The sequence below is a fragment of the Pseudomonas sp. GW821-FHT02A11 genome, from assembly GCF_059421985.1.
Genome location: NZ_JBWKWB010000003.1, coordinates 83916 through 108253, shown reverse-complemented (window position 1 = coordinate 108253; position 24338 = coordinate 83916). Strand labels below are relative to the sequence as shown.

Genomic DNA, 24338 nt, shown 5'->3' with positions numbered 1-24338 from the left:
GCGAGCAAATTTGAAGCATGATAAAAACACCAAGGGAGAGGAATACGGCGCACCCCGAGAGCCGTCGTCTTGATATTCGGAAGGTTTTGACCCGCAACCGTAGGCGCATGTCCACGGAAGAGATCCATGAGGAGTTAGCGACCAAATGGTCTAACTCTGTGAACTCGAGGACGACGCGCCGGGATCTGGAAAACCTTGCGAAGGTAGGCTATGTGATTCGCTCTAAAAGCGAGGAGTCTGAAAACCACCGCTCTTGGTACTGGGAGCTAGGAAGAGAAAGCTTCAACCTGGCTTTCTCACCCCAGGAGTCAATGACCATCACCGCGATTCTTCAGCATGCAGAGCGTTTTGGATTCTGGCTGGGTTCGCCTGAGCTCCAAAAGCTGAAGGATTATGCCGCCGGCTCGATGCGCAGCCCGCTTCACCAAAAACTATTGGCTGAAGGTCGTATCACCACGGGGACGCGCTTCACTGTCCTCAAGCCAGGTCAACACAATCCTCAACATTTGGCTGACATACAAACTGCGCTGCTCAACGAAGAGTCACTGAAGGTCCGATACCGCCCGAGGGGATCTGGTGACGTCGAGTGCACGTATACCTTGCGACCTTTGGTGCTGTCTTATCAGGACAGCAACATCTATCTATCCGCCTATGTGAGCCGGGAAGAATGGCATGGCCAAGAGCCAAGCTCCGACTCCACACGGGGCAAATACAGTAGCAACGGTCCTGGCACGACATGCGCGCTCATGCTCCATCGTATGGTCAGCGTTACTCTGGCTAGAGAGGATGTGCCTGAACCTCAGGATTTTGACGTCCTGTCACCTGTTATCCAGAAGGATCTGCTGACCGTGCACAGCGATCAAAAGATCTCGTTGGAGATTCTCCTCTCTAACAATTTGTTCAACCGACTCAGTGAAAACGCGCTCGAGGCTGATCAAAAAATTGTGAGCGGGCCGCAAGGGTGGACGCTGACTTGTAAGACACTGGACACACAAGGTCTCCGGCTATTTCTGCTCAGCAACGCTAACGGAATCGAGGTCGTTGAACCGGCCTACCTTCGTGAGTTCATGCAGGCTGAGCTCGAAGCTGCGCTCGCCAAATATCGCCGTTAGCTGGCGATGCACCTCTGCGTAGAAAGTGAATGGTGAGGGAGGCTTTGACACCTCCCTCGGTCGGCCAGACTTATCAATGCCCGCCACAGGATTGATAACCTCATCGTGATGCTTGAAGTTCCGCAACACGAAAGGGACGGAAAGGAATGTCCCCGCCGACCGGCCGCATTCAACAGACGAAAATGTGCGATGTCAACGGAACCGTGGGTAACCAGACCAGTTACCTCTAATTCTTCAAAGCCGCGAGTAGCGGGCCAGGAAAGGCTTGTCGATCAGCATTCAAGCGCAAACAACTACGGCCGATAAAACTCCGAAAGGAGATTCAACCTATGCTCAAAATTGCTGCAACTGTCATCGCTTGCGTTTTCATTGCCGGCTGTTCGGACAAAATGGAACCCCTCAAGCCCTTCATGAGTTGTTCGATTGCCGCGGCGGTTCTGAATCAGGACACGGCATCACGAACTGCGCTGGCCAAGTCGGTCATCGTCAAACAGTCCAAAGGCATTTCAGTCACCCCTGACGAAGCTATTAAGCTCCATAATGAAATCCGCGAGGGATGGCTCAAGCAGGGTAAAAGCAAAAGTAAAGCCGATCAGCTCGCTTATCTGATTACTGTATTCAACAGCCCAGAGTGCTTGTCGATTACTGAAAGCCGTCCACTCAATCCAGCAGATGTGGATATGAGCAAGATCGCAGATCCTAAAACGCCGGCCAGCTGAGCCTGCTGTCAGTTTAGGCAGATCCTTCCGTGCTGGATTTGGCCAATCTGGCCTACACACCAGTTTCGACGCACTCCACCTCAGAGGTCGATCAGGCCAGTCTTGATCGCCTTGTAGTGCACCAGCGCCATACCCCCGCCGGCTGATAGAAAGATTGCCGGTAGGAACTCGGCTTTGAAGAGTGCGATCCCTGCCAGCCCTGCTGTGAGCCAAGCCACCGCCAAGTGGAAGTGTTGCGGTTGAATCTTCATCCTCTTTCGAAACGTACGGCGCCGGTGAATTTCCAGTCGTTCAAGGATGGATTCGTCGGGGACTAATTTGCGGAAAACTTCATGAGGTCGTGAATCGATGTCGTGAAGCTCTTGGACATCAGCTCTCGTTTCATTTCCCACGCGGCTTCCAGTCGCATGCGTCCCGATCGAACAGCATTCTTCCCGAATCGCCCGTTGACCTTGTCGACCACCCGCATCAACTCGTCTGATCTGGGCGACTGGGAGGGGGTGAACAGATCCTCTGTGTACTCCCCACGTTTCCTCAAATCCATGAGCAGAATTTCAGCCTTGCTGTATCTGAAGCCGTCCCTCCAAATTGCGTCCAGCGCCTGGCTGGCGAGCTTTGTCAGCAGTAGAACATCGTCGGTTGGGTAGGGTGGCGTAACAGTCACCGCATTGGCATATTTTGGCTCGTCACCAAATGGCGATGTTCGTATTGCCAGTCGAAAGACGGCAGTGAGCGAGCGCTGCTTGCGCAACTTTTGTGTTGCACGGTGCATGTAAGCCGCGATCGCCTCGCGCATTTCCCCTGGTGTTGTGACTCGGGCTCCGAACATTCTTGATGTGCAAATAGCCTGTCGATCGGGCTCTGCATCCTGTAGCTCAAGACATGCCTCACCGCGAAGCTCTCGCACTGTGCGTTCCAAAACTACTCCATAACGCTGTCGGATTGTTTTTGGGTCGCAGTTGGCCAGCTCCCAGGCGGTGGTCACTTTCTCTTGCAGCAACTTTTCAGAAATTCTGCGGCCTACGCCCCAAACGTCATTTGTGGGCATTCGCTTGAGCAGCCACTCAACTGCATGGTCAGCGCGAAGATCAACAACGCCACCTGTTTGCTTTTTGTAGACCTTGCTGGCGTGCTGAGCGGCCTTCGCGAGCGTTTTAGTGTGGCCAATGCCGATACCAACTGGCATTCCGGTCCATTGTTTCACTCGCGCCTGCAGCGTTCGCGCCAGCTCGCCTAGTGGTTCAGGCATGCCGGTTAGGTCTGCGAAACTCTCATCAATTGAATACACCTCAACTCGAGGGACCATGCTTTCAATAGTTTGCTGCACCCGGGAACTTACATCACCATAAAGTGCGTAGTTGCTCGAGAACGCAACGACGCCTTGTTCTCTTAAAAAACCTTTGATCTTGAAGTATGGATCACCCATTTTTAGCCCAAGTGCTTTGGCCTCATCGGAACGAGCAATTATGCAGCCATCGTTATTAGATAATACTACTATTGGTGTAGTCTTGAGATCTGGTCTGAATAGTCTCTCAACTGATGCATAGTAAGAATTACAATCAATAAGTGCGTAACTTGGCCTGTCATAGTACATGAGATGTTAGGCTCCATGTTACTACTCCAAAGACCTCAATGTTTTCGAGCCCTTCTATCGGTGGATATTTAGGGTCATCAGAACTAAGTATTAACCCGCCGTTTAACCCAGCTCTACGATCCAATCTTTTCACAACAGGTTGATTGTCGACGTATGCTACGACGATGTTCCCAATCATCGGATCGCGCGCTCGGTCGATAATGAGCTTTGTTCGGGTCAAAATGCCGGCTGGGGCCATGCTTTCGCCTTCGGCCTCACCGAGCCAAACGTGCGGAGCTCGAAGGTCGACCAATTCGTCGAGCGATATCGGCGGCTCATAATGATCGGCGGCAGGGCTCGGAAAGCCCCCGGCTACACGACCTGATAGGACAAACAGGATGCCTGGAAGCTCGGATTGTGTGAGTTGGCGTAAACTGGTGACGATCACGATGGTAGCTTCATAACTGTATAGACATACAGTTAATCCTGATCGGGTACGACGGTCAATTCCGCGCTTAGTAAATCAGACGGGCGATCTTCGTGTGTAGGCTGGCTTTCTAGCCCTGCACCCCCACCATGCGGACCTTAGAATCGGGTCCGGCCGTACAACAAGGAGCAATTATGTCTAGCGATAAAAGTCGCAATCATCAGGATCCAGCAGCTCAAGAACGGCAGGTCACACTGACCGCAAACTGCACAAGGCTTATCCCCCTCATTGATTCGCTCCGGGTTCCGATCGTGACACTGCGTAATGAGCGACTGAAGATCGGCATGGATCTACTTGACGTCCTTGGCAATCAGCCAAGTCCTGAACAACAGGGGAGAATCAAGGCCATCAATGCGGACCTGCGGGGGCTTGAGCAAGAACTGTGCGTCTTGCTCGAAAATTTTTACATGAACCTCAGACAGGACATGGGGGAGCCACAACCCTGGCCACGTGACGACCGCGGCGACCCGGGCAAGGCGCACTGACCGCCGCCCACATGCTCCTTGCCGCCGGCGGCCCGTGCTGCCTAGGTCAAGCCGGAAACAAACGAATTCATTACCAGGCTCAACATGGACGACTTAGAACTCGCTGCAGGCGCTTCTCACGAGATTGGCCGGTTATACCGGGACGCAAAGGCGTTCAGAGCTGAAGCCCCAGTGCTGGCGCTCATTCACCTTCGAGGTCTGGCCGTCGCCTACTGCGCATGTCTGGACAAGGAGGGCGCGGATAAGAGTCTGTCAAAGAGGATCGAAGACCTGAAGGATTCTGGTTTGGCGAAACCGCGTGAATATCGCCTCCTGCGGAAGCTGCAGGGCAGCGGAAACAAGGCCGCGCATCCAGAGGAGTACGAGGCCTCGACGCTCGACTTTCCAGCGTTAGCATCAGAGGCCATGGAGAACGCTCTTGCCCTGGTTGAACAAATCCACGTCATTAGAGATGGGCGCATACCTCTGTATGAGGTTGCGCCGGTCGAATCCAACGCGTTGAGGGACATGTGCGCGCGGGCCATGCTCGAGCGGGACGTTGAGGCGATGAATCAGGCGGGAGAATTCTTCAAGGAGCGCGCCGATCGTCAATCGAAGGTCAACGTAGCGCTTGCTCAAGACGGCTATCCCCTGACCGTGCGGCATGACATCGAGCAAGCGATCTTCTGGCTTAAACAGGCAGCGGACGCTGATTTTCCCAGCGCGCTCTACCAATACGGTCTTTACCTGACTCAGCATCACAAAGTGAGCGAGGATCAATTTCAACTGGGGCAGACCTACATCGCTCGATCGGCGAATTTGCATCACGCCGATGCCTTGGATTACGTAGGGAACGCATCATTGGAGGGTGAGGGCATATTCGTTAAGGACGAAGCCTATGCCCGCAGCGTCTTCATGGATGCAGCACGTCAAGGTCATCCACATGCGTGGTCTCAACTGGGTGCCATGAATGCCGCCGGCCGGGGAGGTGTTAAGGATCTGGTTGCTGCTGCGCTCTATACGTTGGAGGCCGCTCGAGCTGGTATTCCGCAGGCTCAATTCAATCTTTCGATAATGTACCGTGAAGGGATGGGGGTTCCGCAAAGTGATTCAGATGCTGTCAGGTGCCTTCAGGAGGCTGCTGAACAAGGTCACCCGGGTGCTATCTACAACCTGGCCTGCGAGATTGAGGATGGCAAGGTTCCAGGGCGTCCACCGCAGGATGCGATAATTGAGTTTGAACGTGTGCTCGGGAACACCAGGTACCGATCCCGCGCTGCACTCTATGCTGCGAGACTCATAGCGTCTGAGCGAGTAGGGATGAACGATCTGATGCGGGCGGCTGGGTACCTCCAGGCTTGCTACGCCGGCGTCCTAAGTGATGGTGATCCTCATGGGTTGAGGGACGAATGCCTTTCAGCCTGTAAAGACGTCGTAGGGAAGATCCGAGCGCACTTGAACGAAAAGGGCCCCGATCAAAGCTTATGCGGGAATGACCTGATCGTTGCAGCGTTCTTCGATTGTAGTTGCGTCCCTTTTGCTGATCGTGATGCAAGGCGAGCACAGTTGGTGGCCATCGTCCAAGAGTTAGGAGGGAGTAACGCGCTCGCCGCAAGCACCTTGCTCATGAAGGAAGCCTGTTTGGATATGAAACCACTCCCCAAATCACCATCGCCTCTGCAGGGGCAGCCCTCATCGCCGGCGACAAGTGGCCGAGATGTACATGTGAAAATAGGTCGCAACGACCCCTGCTTCTGCGGTTCAGGGGACAAGTTCAAAAAATGTCACGGACGTTAAGAGCCGCGGGCATGCCCAGTTAAGCTCGACTGCCTGCCGAACATCCCGAATGTGCATTCTCGACGGCAGTAAAGCCGAGTCATCTCGATCACTTTGGATTCTTTACGAAATCAAGCTTGCAACCCAAGGCGACCTTCTTCTATGATTTTGGCGTCTTGGAGGCGGCCGCTGGCAGTGGCTTGGTACTGGGTATCCCGAGATAGATTTGAAACACAGCAACATCCGGAACACTTGCTTCATTGGGAACACGTCACACCGAGAAGTTTCTGTTTTGCGCTCGGACCAGGTCAGCCAGCAACCATCGAACAACCGCGCAGAACAGCAGGCTAGCCCTAACGGCTAAGTTTTCTTCGAGGAAATCGTGATGAGTCGCGTCCCCTATGTCATCTCAGACATCAAAAAACTGTCCAACATTGGTCACCACCTTTTTCGTGGTCTGAAGGATTTCAATCCTGAGAACGCTGATAAAACGCGTGAGCTAGTGGCCAGGGTCTCCAGCTACGCCGACATGCATGAGTTGCGCGCTTGCGCGGCTGAGTCAATCGACAAGCTCAATGGCCCCATCTCCCGGTCCGATATTCGTCTCACAATTGCTGTTGGTCTCAATCAACACTTTAAGGTGCCGATGCTAGACGCTTGGCTTCGTACCGGCCGTGCAAGGCTGCCGAGCCTCGCCATTGACCAACTCACTTTGGAACGCAAGCGCGAAGAGCGCGATAAGGTGCTGATTGCTGGCGCTGAACTCAAGCCTGGCGGGATGGCCAGCCTCGAAGCCGCGCATGAGTGGCATGATGATCAACTGCGTTTGTTCGAAGCCGGCGCACCAAGCTTTGACCTGGTCGTCTGGCGTGACGGCACAGCCTTTTCATGGCTGGCGTTTATTGAGCTCTATGACGCCATCCGAAAGTCAAAGTTTGCGCACGACGTGATCGATATCGAGGGTCTCACCGCAGCGGGCACTCCTAAGGCCGTCGACAGCTATCTGCGTGAGGAATTGATTCCCCAGTCTCGGATTCCACTGGCTCAGCTCATTCGCGGCGGGTTGAAGGTCCCCCATCATCATGTTGTGTGGCTGTTCTCCGAAGAGGGAGAGTGTATGGGGAAGGCGATTCGTCACACGGCCCATGGAGGTTTCGCTCCGCGTCTGTTCCTCAACGAGGAGGAGCTTTGTGAAGGGCTTTCCTGGGTAATGCGGGGTATCTACCTGGAAGTTGGTTCGTCGATCTACAAACCATACTTCCAGACTCGTGACCCTATTGGTCCCGTCTTCACGTTGAAACCCGGTGCCAAGGAGCCGCAAGCTGAAGGGGGTGTATTCAACAGCGCCAAGGTTGATATCGGCGATCTTGAACTGGTGCCCAACCTGTTCGCAGACGCCCGACAGAGTACCAACCCGCCTGGGTCGCGAGATAAAGCATGGCTGTTAGGCGGCAAAAGCGTCGAAGGATCGAAGGCGCGCAGTAGCACGCTCGGCAACTCCTATTTCGAAAGCGTGGCCTGGCTCTGCGAGGACGATCTGCCCCTTCTTTTCCCGGACCGCGAGCTGACTAAACCTACCGCCCCCGACTCCTTCTTTGGCGAAATCCGCGAGCAGGTTTTCCTGCCCAGCCGAGCAATCGATTTCCATCAGCGAGCTCAGAGCGTCCTCGAGCGTAATAGCAAAAACGCGAAGAGCTGGCTGGCTCAGGCGGCGATCGCGGGAGTCCTCGCCAATCGTTGCCGGGCAACAATCAAACCGGATGAGCTTGAACTGATGGTGGCTAACGTGCAGCTCTCTATGGGAGGCGCACCGGGTGCCGACCTCTCTGATAAGGAAGCTCTGCCTGTATCGAACGCGTTGGTTTCACAATTCCCCGTCTTAGCTCGCTATGGCGCGCTCACCCTCAATGCGGCCGCATTGCTGGCTTGCGATGGCAGTGCATTGGCGCGCTCCGATCTGAGCAATGTCGAGCTGGTCGACATCCTCAAGGCTGTAGTGATGCTTCAGTCCGCATACGTCAGTTCGACACCGATCCGGGTTTTCAATCCGATCGCTGTAGATGTTGCCGTTGAGAGTTGGTTCGAGGGGCGAATTGGGATTGAACAGGTGCAAAGCGTTGCAGAGATCTACCATCGCTATTCTGAGCTGCTGAACAGTCAGCAAGAGCGAATCCAGGCAATTGATGCAGCGCTCGATGCTGATACCGCCTGCAGAAAGGAAGCCAGCGATCATCGCTATGCGTTCGTTGGCAAGGTACTCCCCCGTGCCAAGCCCAAGAAACTGGGCGAAGATCTGTAAGCCGCGCTGTCAGGTGCGGCCCTTGCCGGCTGCACCCACCTTACATCACTACACTTCCCCGCTTGTGCTACACCTACCAGACCTCTGACCCCAACAGGGCAGGTGCGGTGGGATAGTGAAGTTCGACAGTAGATCCTGGTCTGAAGATGCCTGACTTGGTGCGATCGAAATCAAAGCGCCATGCATGCATATTGGTGATCGGACATTGTCCGAATGGAGCGCTTAGGAATGAGCACCGAACCCCACGAATCCGTTTTGCTCGGACGATGCCCGATTGACGCTGAGCGTGACCAGGCTGATGAGCCTGAGGATATCAACCAAGGAACCATGAAGCTCATCGTTGGCATCATCGCTATGTCACTGGGCGCTGTTTGCACACTTCTCGCCGGAGATTGGTTGGATTCAATTAGTGAGAGCTACGTCCGAGGCGGGTGGCCGCGGGACGTTTTCGTTGGGTCACTTTTTGCGATCTCGGTGTTCTTGCTTTCGTATTTGGGCGGTTCTCGGTGTGAAGCCTGGCTGAGTAGGATTGCCGCGGTTGCCGGGTTCGGAATTGCGCTATTCCCCTGTGATTGCGTGGTAGTTGCGAGGGGTGCACAGGCTGCCTGCGAGGTGGCGACCACCTCAACTGGATCATTGCCCAAACTCCATGGAGTCTGTGCAGGGACGCTGTTTGTAGTCCTGGCATTGTTCTGCCGAATTTTCTACCTGCGAGCAAAGCGAAAGCGCGACTGTGCTCCGCCATCGAGGCCAGGTCAGTCAAAGTGTCCGAAGTCAGGGAGGCGAATGGCCGTGTATGCCGTTTGCGCGATCGGAATGTTGGGCTCAATTGCCGCAATGGGATTGTATTGGGTGGCTGGCATCGGTCATTGCCTCTATGGGTTCGTATTCTGGGCCGAGTCAGCGGGTCTATTCTCATTTGGCGCAGCGTGGCTCACCGCAAGCAAGGTAGTGCCATGGTTTGCAAATGATCAAGAGCGGCTGCATCCCTTGCTTCGAAGAAAGGCACGCGCCTCAAGGTCCTAAAGAATTCAGAATGGACTCGAACATCCACTCTGTTCCGCGCGCCGCGAACCCAGCACCTGTTTCGCCAACCCACTTTTGGCTGGGCAAATGAGCTCGACTCGTTAAGCTGTGTCTTTCGTCAAGATAGAGACATCGAGCCACGCACATGACAGATGCACACAACGATATTAGCTGTCAGACGCCTGTTACCACGCACCCGGGTATTGGCTTAAGCGCGTTCGCGGGCTTCTTGGCAGATCCTGATGGGGTGTTGTCGTTGTTGGAGGCTGCTACCGGATTTTCGTTGAATCCTTTGCAACGTGTGATTGCAACGGAGGTCGGCCGCTTGATTGCGACTGGGTCAGTACCTACAGCGTCGACACTCGTAGCCGCGTGGGGCGAGCACCGTGACCTTGACGATTTTGCTATTGCCGTACGAGGCGCTCTTCACCTGAGCTGTGAATCCCACCCTAAATAATCATTTCCGAATTGCCCGCTCCGATTGGGCTACGCGGGCTGTCATTCAAACCAGAGGTATGTCCATGGCAGTGATCAGCAGTATTTTCCACAGAATTTTGAAACGGCCTGATGGAAGCCCCGCTGAGTTGCATCAAGCAGATACTTTGTTGCCTACGGACTCACAGGCCGTTGAAAACCTGCTGGCGGATCTCAACGAGACCTATAATGCGAAGCAAGGGAAGGCGTGGGGTCTATTCCATCCTGCCTCCGGTGCTCACCCGTTCAGTGGATGGCTGCAGAGCTACCTCGATGAGGCCACACCCTTTCTCGACTTTACCCATCAATCGGTACAGCACCTCGTAAAACTGATGGAAGAGTCGAATCTGTCGACTGGGGGCCATGTGCTATTTGCACATCACCAGTCCGGCCTCACCCAGTACCTGGTAATCGCGATGCTCCACCACAGTGAGGGTGTCGCAGTGAACGAAAACCTTGAAGTTACGCCTGCTCGACACCTGGACATCAGTCAACTTCACTTGGCCGCTCGGATCAATTTGTCAGAGTGGCGCAACAACTCGGCGTCCAAGCAGTACATTTCGTTCATCAAAGGTAAGAACGGTCGCCGCGTATCTGGCTATTTCCAGGACTTCATCGGGTGCATGGAGGGCGTCGACGGCCCAGGCGAGACTCGAACCTTGCTCAAGGCTTTCAGTGACTTTGTGGAGAGTGAAGACCTGCCTGAGGAAAGCACCCGTGAGAAGACAAGCGCGTTGCTGGATTATGCCTCGGGACAGGCGAAATTGGGGGAGGCTGTCAGCCTGCAGGAACTGTCCTCATTGATCGATGAAGATCGTCCGAAAGCCTTCTACGATCACATCCGTAACAAAGACTACGGACTCTCTCCAGAAATCCCGGCGGATAAGCGCACGCTCAATCAGTTCCGGCGCTTCACCGGCCGAGCAGAAGGGCTATCGATAACCTTTGAGGCCCACCATCTCGGGTCCAAGATCGAGTATGACGAATCAGCAGGTACGCTTCTCATCAAGCAACTGCCGACCCAACTGCTTGATGCCCTTAAGCGCAACCAGAAAGGCTAGCGCGCTGTCTGGCAAACTGCTGCGTCTCACATAGTCAAATGGACACTGCTCCTCCGCAAATGTCCGTTTGACTGCCTTCAAATTTACGTGTTGTACCACTTTGAACTGCCGATAAACGCAGTATCCCTGCACAGATGTGGGCCTAGTAACGCCTTGATGGTGCCTGAAGCGCCTTGCTCCCGGTGATATCTGCCAGCCATGCTGGAACTCCGAAACCGATGCCCGAATGCCTGGGAATTAAAGAGACCTCCGTTATGTTTACAACAATCAAAGCTAAGCGAAGGGTGTTCTATGCAGCAGGTTTCAGGAGCAACAAAGGTCAATACCTCGGTCACCAAGCTGGTGGAATTAGTAAAAAAAGCAAATTGCTGCAGGCCCGCAAAGCATTGTCGCTGAGCAGGTCCAGACTCGAGTCGATGGCATGCTGGCGAAGGTAAAAGCTCAGTTCATCCGCAGCCGGCACTAAGACCTCGCCGAGTGCGCCAATCGTGGCGAGACGGCAGTGAATGCATCTAGCAACCGCTCCCGCACCGTTGGTCAGCCTTCCTGTCAGGGCGCGATGCGTGCGCTGTACTGTGCTAAACCTAGAGGTGCCCCCCAGGCAGGCCGGCCGAGGGTCATAGGGATATGGTAGTTCGCGAGGCTGTGCTCCTCTGCCAATGCGTGAGCCCGTAACGGCTTGTGATGCCGAGAATGATCCTTCGCGTGGAAGGAGGGGGCATTAGTCGTCATTGGACGCTTGATGCAGGTGCCATGCAGGGCATGTCGCCAAGATCGCCCGAGTCATCGCAATGACGGGCGCGTGTGCCTGAAGAGCTGCCTGTTCCAGCAAATAGCCGACACAGTGGTCAATAGCAGTGAACGCAGCAATGCCCAAATCGATCCGGCCAATGTATCGGTCAAACGCGAAGGCCAGGTCAGACCTGTCGGCCGCTGATCCCCTTAGGACAACCAGGAAATTGAGCTTGTCTCCGTTGTCGTGAGCGAACACCCTGTACCTGAATGGAAAGCTTCCGCCAAAAAGCTCGGCGCTACGCCGTTCGGAGCCGTCTCCACCCAAGAAAGAGGCAACGTCAGCAAACATCTCCCGGCTGGACGCGATGAAAAATAAACCATCGTGTTTTTCGTATAGAGCCATAGCCAATTCAAAATGCAGCGCGGAACTAATCGGCCTCGTGCAATCGAAGAACTGCTCCAATTCGCTGTCAGTAATTATCGACCCGAGCAGTTGGGAAGCAGGAAAGGGAAGCGCGGATACTGTGCTGGCGAAGTCCGGGGCGTTGAATGGGTAACATTGCCACATAGCTAAGCCCGAAGCAGGCGTGGTAAACGGGGCACCAGTCGTTACGGAGAGACCACGTTCCGGCGGACAATCGGCGTGGTGCCCGATTGCAATCACGCACCACTGCAGGTCGCGTACAACATGGAGCCGATATTCAGATCCGAAGAACGACTGTGAGGGCCGTATGAGCCAAGCAGCATCAGTCAGCGCATAAGTGCTATGTGGCCAGCGAGGTCTATGGCTGACCTCCGCTAGGTGAGCGGTGCGTTCGGGGCTTGCCTTACGATTCTCCTGCTGTGCTCGGTGATAATGCTCGAGGCGTTGATTCAGCCGTGCCAGCACCGCGGCCTGATCTGGTAAAGGTCCCGAGGGTGACTTGGTTTCAAAGGCAACATCCACACAGTGCTTCGGGAGCCTTTGGTTCGCCCGCTTAGTCGCGCCGAACCAGCGATCGTGCCCAGCCTCTACTGAGCGTAAAACGGTCTCTGGATCAAGCTCTATGAGCAAACGCTTGAGCGGGAAACTGGTCAAGAGTTCTTCGTCGACCTTGAGCTTCTTGGGTATACCACCAAGCTCCGGGAATTCCACCCACGCGAGGTAAAGAAAGGAGGCTAAGGGGATTGGTTCGTCTGCGAAATAGAGCCTCTGCCAGTAAATTGAGAGTTTCTCTACAGCGAGCGTAACCACCACGACCGGGCGTAGCCCCAAGCGGGGCAACTGAGCTGCATCAATCGCCCGCTCTACGCGGACCGCCTGGCAATCCTGGCTGACGAACAGGTACCAACTCACAGCGGTAGTGAGGTGCTGGGTAAGCATAGCTGCGACCTAGAGTTTGCTGGGGGAAGTGTAGACCAATAGCGCGCGGGGACTAGGACCAGCCCTGGGAACGCAAGTCAAGCTGATGCGCATCTGTCACAACCTGGAGGAATGGAAATCGGGCCGGTCGCTACTTCGAGTGCGCCGGACTGTGAAGAGCGAGCTGCCCGCGATAGGGTCTGCAGAACCCCTTGAGAATATGACCGTTTGCTTGCCGCATGCTGGCGCGGTCACCTCGTTCTTTGCCTTCGCAGGCCTTAAGTTGAGCTGGTGACGGTGATGGCCCCCGATCCCTCGCTGCCTGGTCCGCCTGGGTTGTGGATACCGCTGCGCCAGCGAGAATGAGCGCCAAGACTATGGATCTTCTGCAATCAGCGGTCGAGAAGGCTACGGACAGGGGGAGGTTGAAGGTTTCAAGCCAGACAACGGCTGAGTGCACATAAAGTTTGCCTACCAGACACCGTCGGGTAGGAGTGCCGCTCGTTTCAGGAGTCCAGCCAGTTCACCCAGTTCAGGAAACTGCCAACGACTTTGATCGCTACGAAGCCAGCAGCAAGGGGGAGGGCAACAGCGGTTAGACTGCCGCCTACTACGCCGGCAGTCGCTCCTGCAATTCCTGTTGAGACAATGCTCGTCGCTGCAACGCCACTCAAACCCTGGGCCGCCAATTTCATTGCAGCGGTTGTTCCTGCCTTACTCGCGGCCGAGGCCGTCAATGCTGGGCCAAGTGCTTTTGCTGCTGCTTGCCTCCCCACGGCTCCGGCCAGAGTCCGTGCGGCACCATCGCGGCTTGTATCGCCCAGCAACTGAGAAAGCACACCTGCTCCAATGCGCCCAGCTGCCATGTTCACTTGAGAGCTCAGATGCTGCCCAGTGACGCAATACGAAGCAAAGTGCTCACAGTTATTGAACACCAGGTTGTACATCGATTCGCCGAGTCTGGCCCGGGCTCGGCGAACAATCTCGGGACCGGTGAAATAGGGTTTGTTGTAGGCCTTGACACGCCAGCGGCCGCCGGCAGCAAATTCCTCGAACGGTGTCGACGCGATGGCCAGCTTCGGGTTTGAAGATGTAGCGGTGTAGTGCACTACTCGATTTCGGCCTACGTATATGCCGTGATGGCTGTAGCCCCAACGCCTGACGATCAAGTGCGAACCGGGTTTGATGTTAGGCATTGAACGGGAGTCCTTCGGATAGGGCCATGAGACGGCCAAGACTATAGCGCAGATCAGCCTTTCTACATGAAGGGGGATGAACCGGAATCCGTTCGATGCTTTTCGCACCGAACGGGCAGGGCGGCCAGGTTTAGACGGTACCGACAGGTGCAGCGGGGTTTACTGGATCTTTCTTGGGAAGCCACGGATACATGAATGCCGCGCCCACCAAAGCACCAGCCATCGACACCGCAAAAACCAGAACCAGGTAGGTGTGCATCTGGAACATCTGAGCCGACGTTTGGACGACCTCTGGCCGCTGATCTGCATTTGCGAGCTTAAGGGCCACGTCAACCAGATGGATCTGGGCATAGAGCTGCACCTCGTAGGCCTGGACGAACAGCGTAAGCGGAATCAGGGTAAACGCCGGCAGCGTGCACAGAAGAATGACTGTCCAACGGGCGATGACGCTCATTTTTGATGCCTCGTCTTTGAGGTGTCTAAATAGGCTTCGCATTACATTCCCTTGGGTGGTGGAGTGGGCCTAAAAGTTAAGCATTGGTCTCGATTGGTCATCAACCCAAAACTATTGCTCAGAATTCAACTTGCCTTCATCGCAAAATTGAATCTAAGCGCCTTAAACTGTTGATATTTATGAGCTTGAACCCTATCCGGGTTAATATCCTGAACGGCATCCCTATCAAGCTCGCCGCAAGCTGCAGGTCGTAAAACGGCCGAAAAGCCCGGCCCTAGAGCCATTCTCAAAGTTTCCAAAATTTCAAAACGAGCCATCCCAAATAAACAGACCCAATTAGTAACATCATGACGGCGGGAGAACTGCTTAGTTATCATACGCTTACCTTCTAATAAACCCTTATATCGCAGGTTCGCGGCGCCTGAAAGTACCCACCATCCTGTCCAACCGCTCTTCTTTTCTTTCGCCGGCTTTGCCGGCCTTTCCTTATCTTTTCCCCACCTTTTCCTATGCGGGCATGCACCCCGACCGGTCGAGGAGGGCGCTTTTAAAGGAAAGGGTTAACAGTGGAGATGTGTCTGAAGTTACGCGGTTTGAATCTGGCAAAATGTCCGCTCTATCATGATGTTATTTATTTATATGTGGACTGCCGTTTTGGGATGTGGTGGCTCTACGGAATAAGAACTGTCGGGCTAAATAGAAACTGTTGCTGGATACAAGGCCGCGGAATGGACCGGCGGCGCAGGCGGGCTTTGGTGGCTTCACTTTGGGCCGCTACTGCTCCCCGTAAGCCGGTGCTATACTACCGGCAGACGAACCGGCAAAATATGTACCTTAGAGTTGATGAAAGCCTTTATCCATAGGGCATAGCGCAAAGTAGGTAAGCGGCAAATGTCATTCACACCATTTATTCCTCAAGACAAAGCTTCCGAGGAGCTACAGGACCAGATCGTCAAGGTCATGCGTCTCGATGCGGAGCTCCACGGCAAGATTCCGCGCCCGCTGCGTGTGCCGATGACCAACCTCCTGCGCGTTGTTAACTCGTACTACAGCAACAAGATCGAGGGTAACTCCACTGTTCCTGCTGACATTCTGCGCGCTGAACAGGTTGTAGACGCGCCCCAGGAGGTCAAACCCAGTGAAGATTTCTTGGAGGTCAAGCGCCACATTGAAGCGCAGCGACGGCTCACAGACGACCCGATCAACCCGGTGGACGTATGCACTCGGGACAGCATTTCGCGCCTGCACCGTGAGTTCTACGTCGGAGTGCCAGAGGGGATGCTGGATATCCAAATTAACGAACAAGGCGACGTCGTCCGCATGGTTCCAGGCGTATTCCGCGAGTACGGCGTCAAGGTTGGCCAGCACATCGCCCCGACCGCTGAGCAGATGCACGCCCACCTAGGTCAATTCGAACGTGTCTACCGACTGGATCGGATTCACGGACTCTCGCGCTTCCTGGCGGCCGCAGCTGCGCACCACCGGTTGATGTGGATTCACCCCTTCATGGACGGAAACGGCCGCACAGGGCGTCTGTTTACTGACCAGTACTTGAAGGCCGCCGGTTTTGGCGGTTATGGGCTGTGGTCCATGAGCCGTGGCTTCGCCCGAAACACCTCCATGTATTACGACATGCTCAATGCAGCCGACCACCCTCGGAAAGGCGACCAGGACGGTCGCGGCATCTTGTCGGATAGCGGCCTTATGCGCTGGACCCAGTATTTCACCGAGACCGCGCTGGATCAGGTTCAATACTTCAGCACGCAACTTGATCCGGAGAAACTGGGCGAGCGGATCGATGTGTACTTCGAGATGCGCAGTCGTGGAGCGCTTTCAGATGGCAAGGGCAATGCACTGCCAGAGCTGAGGATTGAGGCCAGGGACGTTTACAAAACCTTGCTCCATATGGGCGACCAGCCACGTGCGGAACTTCAGGCCAGCCTTGGCGTTGGGGAGCGCACCACCAGGGGCTTGTTGAGCCAGATGGCCAAAGAGGGCTTGATCACTCTCGACGGACGCAAGCCGGTATCCCTGAACCTCTCGCGGCACTCAATCGAGTTCCTGTTCCCCTACCTTTGGTAGGGGACGCACACCTTCGGAATGATAAGGAAACCGCGCCATTTTCACACGAAGCCCAGCCACTCGCTGGGCCGAGACCGTAGAGGGGCACGGTGAGCGTGCGCTGGATTGAGCGGGAAGAAATGAATGAACACAGCAGCTAAGTATTTAACGCTGGTCGTAGGTGTGGGGATTATTACTATTGCTGTGATGAATAGTTATAAAACCAAATATGTGCGATTGGAGATTGCCGAGCCGGGTTCTGCTGCGGCAGCTAAAGCTTTGGCACCTGAGTATTTGATGACCAAGTTTACTGTCGTGACCGAGCCAGTAATCGAGGGTGACACCGCAATCGTCAAGGTCGAGATCCTCGATCAACAATGCATGTTGACAATGAAGCGGGCAGCAAACACAGATGACAAAAATCGGTATGGTTGGGTTGTGAATCACCAGTCTTGTGTACTAACCGAGGCTCAGGCACCAGCCGAGGGCGCACCGTCCAAGTAAGTGGGAAAACGGCGTGGAAATTTTTAGAAAGCTGATTCGTGCCCTCGATTTGATTTTCGTTGTTTCTGAGCGCGCACAGCAGGCTCAAATGGGGGCAACAGTCAGGGGCGTTCAGATGGGTGCCATGTATGACGGGGGGCTTGGTGTCAGAGCCGAGCATATCCTGCCCGAATTCAAGTCTGGTAAGCCGTCCGTGTCCGTTGAAACCGTTATGCGCGTTGGTCGTCTACGTGAGCATGGCGAGTTGACCGAAACGAAAGCTGTTTATGACCCAGCGATTGACTGCTTTCGTTTCTCAGATATCCCATACCCCCGAGAACCTGGCGATCTATGGTTGCCGGAGTACGAATACGAGGTGGCATTTGCCAGAGCGGTTAGGCGAGCTAATGACTCGCTGTTCAAGCCAGGCTCTGTTTCTCACTGAACTGTTAAAGCAAGTCGACAGGGTCACAAAATCCAAGGCACCCCATATCCATGAATGGTCTGCGTGTTAAACCCGTATTTTGAGCCGATGGCCCGGGACGAAGCGTTAGTTCTTATCTCTGTTATTGGCGAGAGCCTTCACACTGAAGGTGCTGGCCACATCGTATGCCTTGCTGGTGATTGAGATCGCGTCACCATCAAGGATGACCCCATCAGAATTGGTGACTTGATAGACCACCTCCGCCGTTCCCTGATATGTAAGCTTGTCGTTTAACAGGAACCTGTCTTTCTTGATCTGGGTGTCCTGAATGGCAAGAGTGTAGGTCAAGATCGGCTTGTCAGAAATTGCAGCCTCCATTGAAACCAACGCGAGGTCCGACACTACGCCGTCTTCCGTAGATGTGATCGTATTTACACGAGCCGCGAGCACTTCCCGGGCCTTGATCGCGACGTTTGTTGCATCGTCCTGGGAGGCTTTGGGTAGCGCGTCGAAGCTATGTCGCTCAGAAACGACAGTTGCGACAAATGCCTGCATCTTTTGCAGCTTTTTGTAATACGCCGCGAGCGATGTACTGAGCCGCTCCCTGTCAGCACGGCGTTTGAGCGAGCGGGCGTCCATGACGCCGGAGCAGGTGCTTAACCTTGACTCAAAAAGATCCTCTCTCGCGGTGGTCTGCAAACTGTATGTTTTGTTGACTCGCGCCACGCCGGCAAGATTATCGACGGCCGAAACAATGTGCTGTGCCTGGGCCAGCCCCGCAATGAGTATGGTTGCCGAATACGGCTTAGATCCGCCACCAAATAGATCTTCGATCAAGGCCGGCTTGCTGCCTGACGACACCGTCACAGGGTAAAGCGACGCTTCCTCTATCGCCTTGAAAAGCTCGTTGAAGCGGAGATTGCGTAGCTTGGCATTTACGATTTGCTCTAGACGTTGCTCACTGACGGGCACGATCGGCTTGCCCTTGATGGCCAGCTGCAAAACCTTGTTCGATCTGAGTGCCTCGCATAACTCGTCCGCGGCCGCACGCGCAGCTAGGATTCCACCCTGCCGACTTTGCAACAGCACTGCAGCGTCGGCGGCGTTGAAGGATATGGTGCCGTCCACCCCTATGTCCTTAGTATCGCCAAGGACCTTCTGAAGTGCCGTCACGTCGGCGTACTTCGCAGTCGCATCATCCGTGGCCTTTTTGCTTTTGCTGCCCGATATCGTCGCCGCATCTGTGGTTGCGGAGGTCGCAAGGGTAGTCACAGCTTTGGCTTGCGCCTCAGCGATTTTGTTCTCGAGCTGACTGACTTTCTCTTGGGCCTCAAGTATTGCGAGCCGCTTGTTGAGCGCAGCTAGCTGGTCCTCCTGCTCATCGGCATAGGTGATCGGCGTTGTAAAGCAGGTGGCCAGGGTTGCGTAGAGAACGAGGCTGAGACCATAGACGCGATTGTCACGCATGGGGCACTCCTGCAGTAGCGACGGGCCCAATAACTACAGGGAAATGGGATGATCTTGTCATGTGGCTTTGAAGATAGTCGATTTTTAAAGCCACATACGCCAACGCCTCAAAGACGCTAATTTTTGAACGACATAATCGATCCATGAGGGAGTACGCCTCCAAAAGAGAACGTTTCGCCAGTGCCCAGGGGCCAGGATCGGTACGCGACTGGAGGATGTACAGACGCCTGCTACATTCTTCTTTGCACATTTGCACCCTGATTGACTGGAGAAAAGCATGGGCCTAGGAAAGAACCAGCTGTTCATCTCTCAAGACGGAGTAACTGAGCGAACCATTCTCTCCGCATTGCCGGTGAATCTTGGCGAGGTAGTCGCCAAGGATAAGTCCACGGCTGTATTTGCCGACGAAATAGTCGTCAGCTCCGAAATTCTCACCGACGGGCATGACCTTTTACTGGTATGCAGGTCCCTCCGTTTTGAAAATGGAGGTGTCATCCGTACGGATGGACTTCCTGGCATACCTAACTTTCCGCCCAATCAGCGGATTGAGGCTCCACGCAACCCTGGCCAAGCCGGTCCAGACGGGGAGGATGGAGGCAGTGGTGCACCTGGTGGCAACCTAACCGTCTGGGCTTTCGGTGTATCAGGTGAGTTTCAATGTTCCGCAGTTGGAGGTCCTGGCGGAAGGCCTCGGGACGGAGGCAATGGGCAAGATGGTGCTCCAGGCCCTGCAGGTAAAAATGGAAATGCTGGTCGAGGTTCTACCCACCCTCCAGAGTGCATTGGGGGAAATGGCGGTACAGGAGGTCGTGCTGGACTACCCGGTTTTCGGGGGCGCGGCGGTGATGGTGGTGTAGTCACAGTCGCTGTCGTAGATAAAAAATTCAAAGTCGACGCAAGCAAAATTGATATTAGCCACGGCCGACATGGGGAAGCAGGACAGTCGGGCGTCCCGGGAAATGGAGGACAGCCCGGCCCGGGGGGAGAGGTTAGTGTTCTGATCGGCTGCTATCCGGTAGGGCCTAGGGTCCAACTGCAGGAACATGGAGGCGCTGCGCTTCCCAAGACTTTATTGCTTGATTTGAACCATCTTCAGTTGGCTGCAATGTCCCTTGGGGAGGTGAAACCTTTGTACCGTGATTGCGAGTACGAAACTGTGCGCGCGAAAGCTGGGGAGCCTGGTCAACGTGGCGATCTAAGAACGTTGGAGGTCCAAGCCAGGCAGGTTGATCCAGTCAGTGCTGCCGGTTCGATAAAGACTGATCCTGCAAGCGAAGCAGCAATCGCCGATCTATTTGATGGGACGTTCCTTGAGCTGCTCACGTTGTACATCGAGGATCAGTACCGCAGTGCAGGGCTTCAAATCAAACCCGAGCTGAAAGAACAGATCCAATTTTTGCTTGATGTCTGCGTCAATGATGGGTCACCGAGCTTGATCAAAAAAGAGGTCATGGCAAGGTCTTACGCGATGGCCAGAAAGATCAATCTCTCATTGGACTTTTATGGTTATTCCAAAGAGAGAGCTCCGCTGCTGGCTTTCGAAACCTACTCCCAACGCATTGATATGTCTGTACTTAACCAGGCTAAATTGATTGAGGACGCGTTCAATCGGTACTGGACAGAGGCTGAGAGCGCTGACAAAAAACGCGACCAGATCCGAACGGTCCTCTCCACGGCGACAGATCGCAAACTGGCACTGGAGTTGGAATTTGAGAGAAATACGAGTGAAGCTCAGGCCCAGCTCGATCAGATCCCGATACTCGATCACAAAATCGAAGCCGCCAAAGAGATCTTGATGCAGCGGGAAGCCGAGCTCACCGCCGCGATCAACTCCAAGAACAATGGGTGCGATCTCGTCACCTCGCTAACGGCAGTTGCAACCATTGTTGCCGGCGTCTCAACAGGTGGAGCGGGCTTCATTGCGGCAGCATCAGCAGGTATGAAGTTGTACGGAGACTTCACAGCGCATGATGACAGCTTCCAAAAACTGTGGGACAACAGAAAGCTGCTTCAGGATGACCTGCAAGAGTTAGGGAAGGGGGCGAAGACGGTCGCTGAATCAGTTGCCGCAATACAAAGCGGATACAACAAACTGACCGATGCTCAAAAACAAGATCAGGTTCCCCATTTTACGATGGAGCGGGAAAGCTTCGACAAAGTTGCTCGGGACTATGCAGATCTGCCTCAAGCCGCTCTTTACAAGGAGGCTGGGTACGAATATCTCAAATGCGTTGAGACCAGGAATGCGGCAATCCTTGCTTACAACGGATTGCTGGCTCAACTGACCGAGATGCAGGCGCAGATATTTGCAGGCGCCCGAGCCGTAGCGTCCGTAGAGTCGACATTGAGTGCTGCTGCAGACCCCGCCGAACCCTACATCAAAGTGCTTATGAGCAGGATTTATCTGGATACCCTCTCATTGGCCGCTTCGATGGTTCACGCAGAAACAAAAGCTCTCGCTTACACCTTTGGGCGACCGACAGATGCGCCACTCTCTGCCTTGAACGTGGCCACAATCAGCTATGCCCATCAGAAGCTGCTGATCAGGGACTGGGTGGCGGCGAAAGAGCGTTATGAGGCTCGCCGCGAACTGGAGCCTGGCGAGGTGGAGTTGAGTCTCAAAGATCAAGTATCGCCTGCGCAATGGGATGCTTTTCTGACTGACCTGGTCCTCTCATTCACCATCCGATTCGACAATCCTATCTACAGTGCAATGTGGGAGAACCTCCCAGGTGTTCGGATCACCGGAATGGAGCTCGTTCTGGATGGAGCAAAAGTGGCCGAGGGGCAGAAGCAAATTCCATGGCGAATGGCGCAAGGGGGTTTGGAGACCATCTACTTGGGGAACGGTGATCCTGTCAGGTTCAGCCACCGGTCAGTCATGTTTCGCGGTTTCACGAGCCTTACAGGTGCCAAACCAATCATTCGCGCGGACTTCTCGGAGAAAAATCTCTATGCAGGACTTAGCCCGTTTGCGACCTGGCTCCTCACTCTGAGTCCAAACGCTGCGCTCGAGCTCGATCTATCCAGCCTCAACGCAGCTACTTTGCGACTGTCCGGGTACACCATCGAAAGCTGAACTGAGGGAAGGGGTGAAGTACGGCTGATCGTCTGGTCAACGCAACATTGCCGTCTGGATCGGATCAACGTCTTCGCCCTCATCCCATCTGCTCTCACTAGCAAGCGGCTGGCGTTCGACAACCATCGCAAACCCCCTCCCGCAAAAAATGCTTGTGCTGGCCAGAAACCTCACCGACCTGAGCGCATGAAATTGGAATCAGCCTTTTGGGTTGCAATAGACCGACCTGATCGGAATGATCACAACACAACCCTTGCCGTTGATAAGCCGACCATGCCAACACAAAAGCGAATTTTTGAGATATTCAGAAGAAAGCGCCGGTCCTCACTCACGAAGGTTCAGTTCCGACTACTTCGATCGCTCTCTAAAGAATCTTGGTGCACTGACGCTGAAATCTTGTGGCGTACTGGCACGCAATGGTCGATGCAGTCTCCACGGCCCGAAATACGCCAAGCGGCTGTCGAAATCGAACGTTTGGGGTTGGTCACGCGTTCAGTAATCCAGCGCTACCACCCGGTGAAGCCCTACGCTCCTGTGATTCAATATTCGTTGTCAGAGCGCGGCATGAATCTGATCCGGACTGCGAATGCAACGAGGCACGTGCAGTCAACAACTCTTCATCGAAAGGCGGGCGCCTTGCTCAAGGCCATCTTCGGGAGAGTCTTCTCAAACCTCACTCTCTGATTCACCTCGGAAGGTTGGCTTAATTTGTGACATGGGCTTCAACCCCTTGGCCTTGAGCTAACAGGAGACAGTCATCCAGACATTTCCTAGCGGCTCAATGCCCGCTTTGCTCAGTCGTCAAATCTGCTGTTGACCTGACAGGTGTGCGAGCGTCTCAATTCAATGTCGGAATTTGGGGGCGCCCTTTTGGCGTGAACTTGTTCACAGACTCGTTATATTGGGCTGGTACCTGGGCCGCGTCGGCCGCTTACTCAAGGATCAGCACCAATGACTCAAGCCGTTACCAACTACCTCGAACGTGCCATTACCACTCTTGGAAGCGTGGGAATTCACATCAACGGCCAGGTTGAGGCTGCGCCTGTGCTCAGGCTCCTTGAGTCGATCAAACACTACGATGAATCTAAGGTAGTGAGGATAGCTGCGACGTTACAGCAGGCAAGCCCTTTCCACAGGATCGTTCGCGAACAGTCGCGCGGCTTAGATGTCAGCCACCTCTACCAAGCAATCATCGACGACTTCGATTCGATCGTTGAAGACTCGTCCCGAATCGCGGAGTGGGTTGCTGACGGTAAGCTAGACCTGATGGAACGCGTGAAAATGATGTTCATGAAGGTCATTCGTGGAAGCATTCCAGATCGATTCGAGGCCATTGAGCGAAACTTCTTAGCCTCGATCACACAGGCAAATAAGGAAATCGATCGAGAGACCGTGATCCGCTCCGCCTGGCAGGATTACCAACTGGCCATCCTTGACGTGAAAGTGCTGGCAGAGCAAGTGTTGGTGGTTGCTACGACTGTGCTCGAGGAGAAGCGGTTGGCCTTAGAAACTGCGAACAGTGATCTGGAATCTGCGCGCACCAACGGCGACGAAGTCCGAACCGCCGAGCTTGAGCTCAAAGCGCATGAAGCCTTGCGAGCGTTTCAGCAGGAAGATAAGTGTTACCAGATCGCAAAGGACATCGCAGAAGACCAGAAAGCTAGCTACTCGACCACCAAGGTGATTATGGCTCACCTGGAACAGGCAGCCGGTACCAAGGACCGGCTGTCATCCCGCATGACATCATTCTTCTCCGCTCAGCAGGGTGTTCTTTCAGGACTGACTGCAGCCTTTTCGGCCGGCAACGGATTAGCCGTGGCAACGAACGTCATGAAAGCCCAGAAACGGGGCACTGAAGCAGCAATAGAAGCGCTAGCCAAAACCGGTAACGTCCAGATCCGTGACGCCATTGAGATGGGGTATGGTCCAGCTCTTGATGCAAATCCAGTGAAGATGCTCGGTGATGCGATCGTTAAGCTCCAAAGCGATATGAACGGACTCATTGCTGACAACCGCGTCAAGGCCACCAATGCAGCCAATGAGATGGAAGAAGCTACCAATCAAAATGAACGCGCCTACGCTGCGCTAGTAGCCAAGGTGGGCTAA

20 protein-coding genes are annotated in these 24338 nt (G+C 54.5%); 12 read left to right on the top strand and 8 right to left on the bottom strand.

All coding sequences use genetic code 11. The features are described 5' to 3' along the window. Window positions 1-107 precede the first annotated feature (107 nt). Both AC07V9_RS05400 and AC07V9_RS05395 read left to right on the top strand, forming a co-directional pair. Complete coding sequence (locus AC07V9_RS05400; protein WP_495014682.1) at window positions 108-1112, top strand: helix-turn-helix transcriptional regulator; 1005 nt, start codon at window positions 108-110, stop codon at window positions 1110-1112. 329 nt (window positions 1113-1441) lie between these two features. Then, window positions 1442-1831, top strand: a complete 390-nt coding sequence (locus AC07V9_RS05395) for a hypothetical protein (protein ID WP_495014681.1) — start codon at window positions 1442-1444, stop codon at window positions 1829-1831. Window positions 1832-1911: 80 nt separating this feature from the next. On the opposite strand, the gene AC07V9_RS05390 is transcribed toward AC07V9_RS05395, so the two are convergent. From AC07V9_RS05390 to AC07V9_RS05380, 3 genes are all read right to left on the bottom strand, one after another. After that, window positions 1912-2082 carry a hypothetical protein gene (locus AC07V9_RS05390; RefSeq protein WP_495014680.1) on the bottom strand — a complete coding sequence of 57 codons (171 nt, stop codon included), beginning with the start codon at window positions 2080-2082 and terminating at the stop codon, window positions 1912-1914. Between the two features lie 62 nt (window positions 2083-2144). Continuing rightward, complete coding sequence (locus AC07V9_RS05385; RefSeq protein WP_495014679.1) at window positions 2145-3425, bottom strand: Y-family DNA polymerase; 1281 nt, start codon at window positions 3423-3425, stop codon at window positions 2145-2147. Then, the gene (locus AC07V9_RS05380) at window positions 3415-3852 is read right to left on the bottom strand and encodes a LexA family protein (RefSeq protein ID WP_495014678.1); all 438 of its coding nucleotides are present in this window, start codon (window positions 3850-3852) and stop codon (window positions 3415-3417) included. The genes AC07V9_RS05385 and AC07V9_RS05380 overlap by 11 nt, the downstream gene beginning before the upstream one ends. Window positions 3853-4025: 173 nt before the next feature. Here AC07V9_RS05380 and AC07V9_RS05375 point away from each other — a divergent pair, with 173 nt between their 5' ends. From AC07V9_RS05375 to yejK, 4 genes are all read left to right on the top strand, one after another. Continuing rightward, the gene (locus AC07V9_RS05375; RefSeq protein ID WP_495014677.1) at window positions 4026-4376 is read left to right on the top strand and encodes a hypothetical protein; all 351 of its coding nucleotides are present in this window, start codon (window positions 4026-4028) and stop codon (window positions 4374-4376) included. Between the two features lie 84 nt (window positions 4377-4460). Beyond that, complete coding sequence (locus tag AC07V9_RS05370) at window positions 4461-6152, top strand: SEC-C metal-binding domain-containing protein (RefSeq protein ID WP_495014676.1); 1692 nt, start codon at window positions 4461-4463, stop codon at window positions 6150-6152. Between the two features lie 364 nt (window positions 6153-6516). Further along, the gene (locus AC07V9_RS05365) at window positions 6517-8430 is read left to right on the top strand and encodes a hypothetical protein (RefSeq protein ID WP_495014675.1); all 1914 of its coding nucleotides are present in this window, start codon (window positions 6517-6519) and stop codon (window positions 8428-8430) included. Window positions 8431-9977: 1547 nt separating this feature from the next. Beyond that, window positions 9978-10991, top strand: coding sequence for a nucleoid-associated protein YejK (yejK, locus tag AC07V9_RS05360; RefSeq protein ID WP_495014674.1), 1014 nt, complete (start codon window positions 9978-9980; stop codon window positions 10989-10991). Between the two features lie 721 nt (window positions 10992-11712). Here yejK and AC07V9_RS05355 read toward each other — a convergent pair. The 4 genes from AC07V9_RS05355 to AC07V9_RS05340 form a co-directional block, all read right to left on the bottom strand. Next, window positions 11713-13089, bottom strand: coding sequence for a hypothetical protein (locus AC07V9_RS05355; protein ID WP_495014673.1), 1377 nt, complete (start codon window positions 13087-13089; stop codon window positions 11713-11715). 485 nt (window positions 13090-13574) lie between these two features. Then, entirely contained in the window at window positions 13575-14264 is a 690-nt protein-coding gene (locus tag AC07V9_RS05350; protein ID WP_495014672.1) for a lecithin retinol acyltransferase family protein, read from the bottom strand. A gap of 130 nt (window positions 14265-14394) precedes the next feature. Beyond that, window positions 14395-14718 (bottom strand): hypothetical protein, encoded by a 324-nt coding sequence (locus AC07V9_RS05345; RefSeq protein WP_495014671.1) that lies wholly within the window; start codon window positions 14716-14718, stop codon window positions 14395-14397. A 125-nt stretch (window positions 14719-14843) separates the two neighbouring features. Further along, complete coding sequence (locus AC07V9_RS05340) at window positions 14844-15095, bottom strand: hypothetical protein (RefSeq protein ID WP_495014670.1); 252 nt, start codon at window positions 15093-15095, stop codon at window positions 14844-14846. A gap of 514 nt (window positions 15096-15609) precedes the next feature. Between AC07V9_RS05340 and AC07V9_RS05335 the strand changes: the two genes are divergently transcribed. From AC07V9_RS05335 to AC07V9_RS05325, 3 genes are all read left to right on the top strand, one after another. After that, window positions 15610-16800 (top strand): Fic family protein, encoded by a 1191-nt coding sequence (locus AC07V9_RS05335; protein ID WP_495014669.1) that lies wholly within the window; start codon window positions 15610-15612, stop codon window positions 16798-16800. Between the two features lie 123 nt (window positions 16801-16923). Continuing rightward, window positions 16924-17283 carry a hypothetical protein gene (locus AC07V9_RS05330; RefSeq protein WP_495014668.1) on the top strand — a complete coding sequence of 120 codons (360 nt, stop codon included), beginning with the start codon at window positions 16924-16926 and terminating at the stop codon, window positions 17281-17283. 13 nt (window positions 17284-17296) lie between these two features. Further along, window positions 17297-17707, top strand: coding sequence for a hypothetical protein (locus AC07V9_RS05325; protein WP_495014667.1), 411 nt, complete (start codon window positions 17297-17299; stop codon window positions 17705-17707). A 105-nt stretch (window positions 17708-17812) separates the two neighbouring features. Here the strand turns inward: AC07V9_RS05325 and AC07V9_RS05320 are convergent, their stop codons facing one another. Next, entirely contained in the window at window positions 17813-19153 is a 1341-nt protein-coding gene (locus AC07V9_RS05320) for a hypothetical protein (protein WP_495014666.1), read from the bottom strand. A gap of 647 nt (window positions 19154-19800) precedes the next feature. Between AC07V9_RS05320 and AC07V9_RS05315 the strand changes: the two genes are divergently transcribed. The 3 genes from AC07V9_RS05315 (at window position 19801) to AC07V9_RS05305 (ending at window position 24338) form a co-directional block, all read left to right on the top strand. After that, a complete protein-coding gene (locus AC07V9_RS05315; RefSeq protein WP_495014665.1) occupies window positions 19801-20010 on the top strand; it encodes a hypothetical protein in 210 nt (69 codons plus the stop codon). A 215-nt stretch (window positions 20011-20225) separates the two neighbouring features. Further along, the gene (locus tag AC07V9_RS05310) at window positions 20226-22232 is read left to right on the top strand and encodes a hypothetical protein (RefSeq protein WP_495014664.1); all 2007 of its coding nucleotides are present in this window, start codon (window positions 20226-20228) and stop codon (window positions 22230-22232) included. A 951-nt stretch (window positions 22233-23183) separates the two neighbouring features. Further along, a complete protein-coding gene (locus AC07V9_RS05305; protein ID WP_495014663.1) occupies window positions 23184-24338 on the top strand; it encodes a merozoite surface protein 3b in 1155 nt (384 codons plus the stop codon).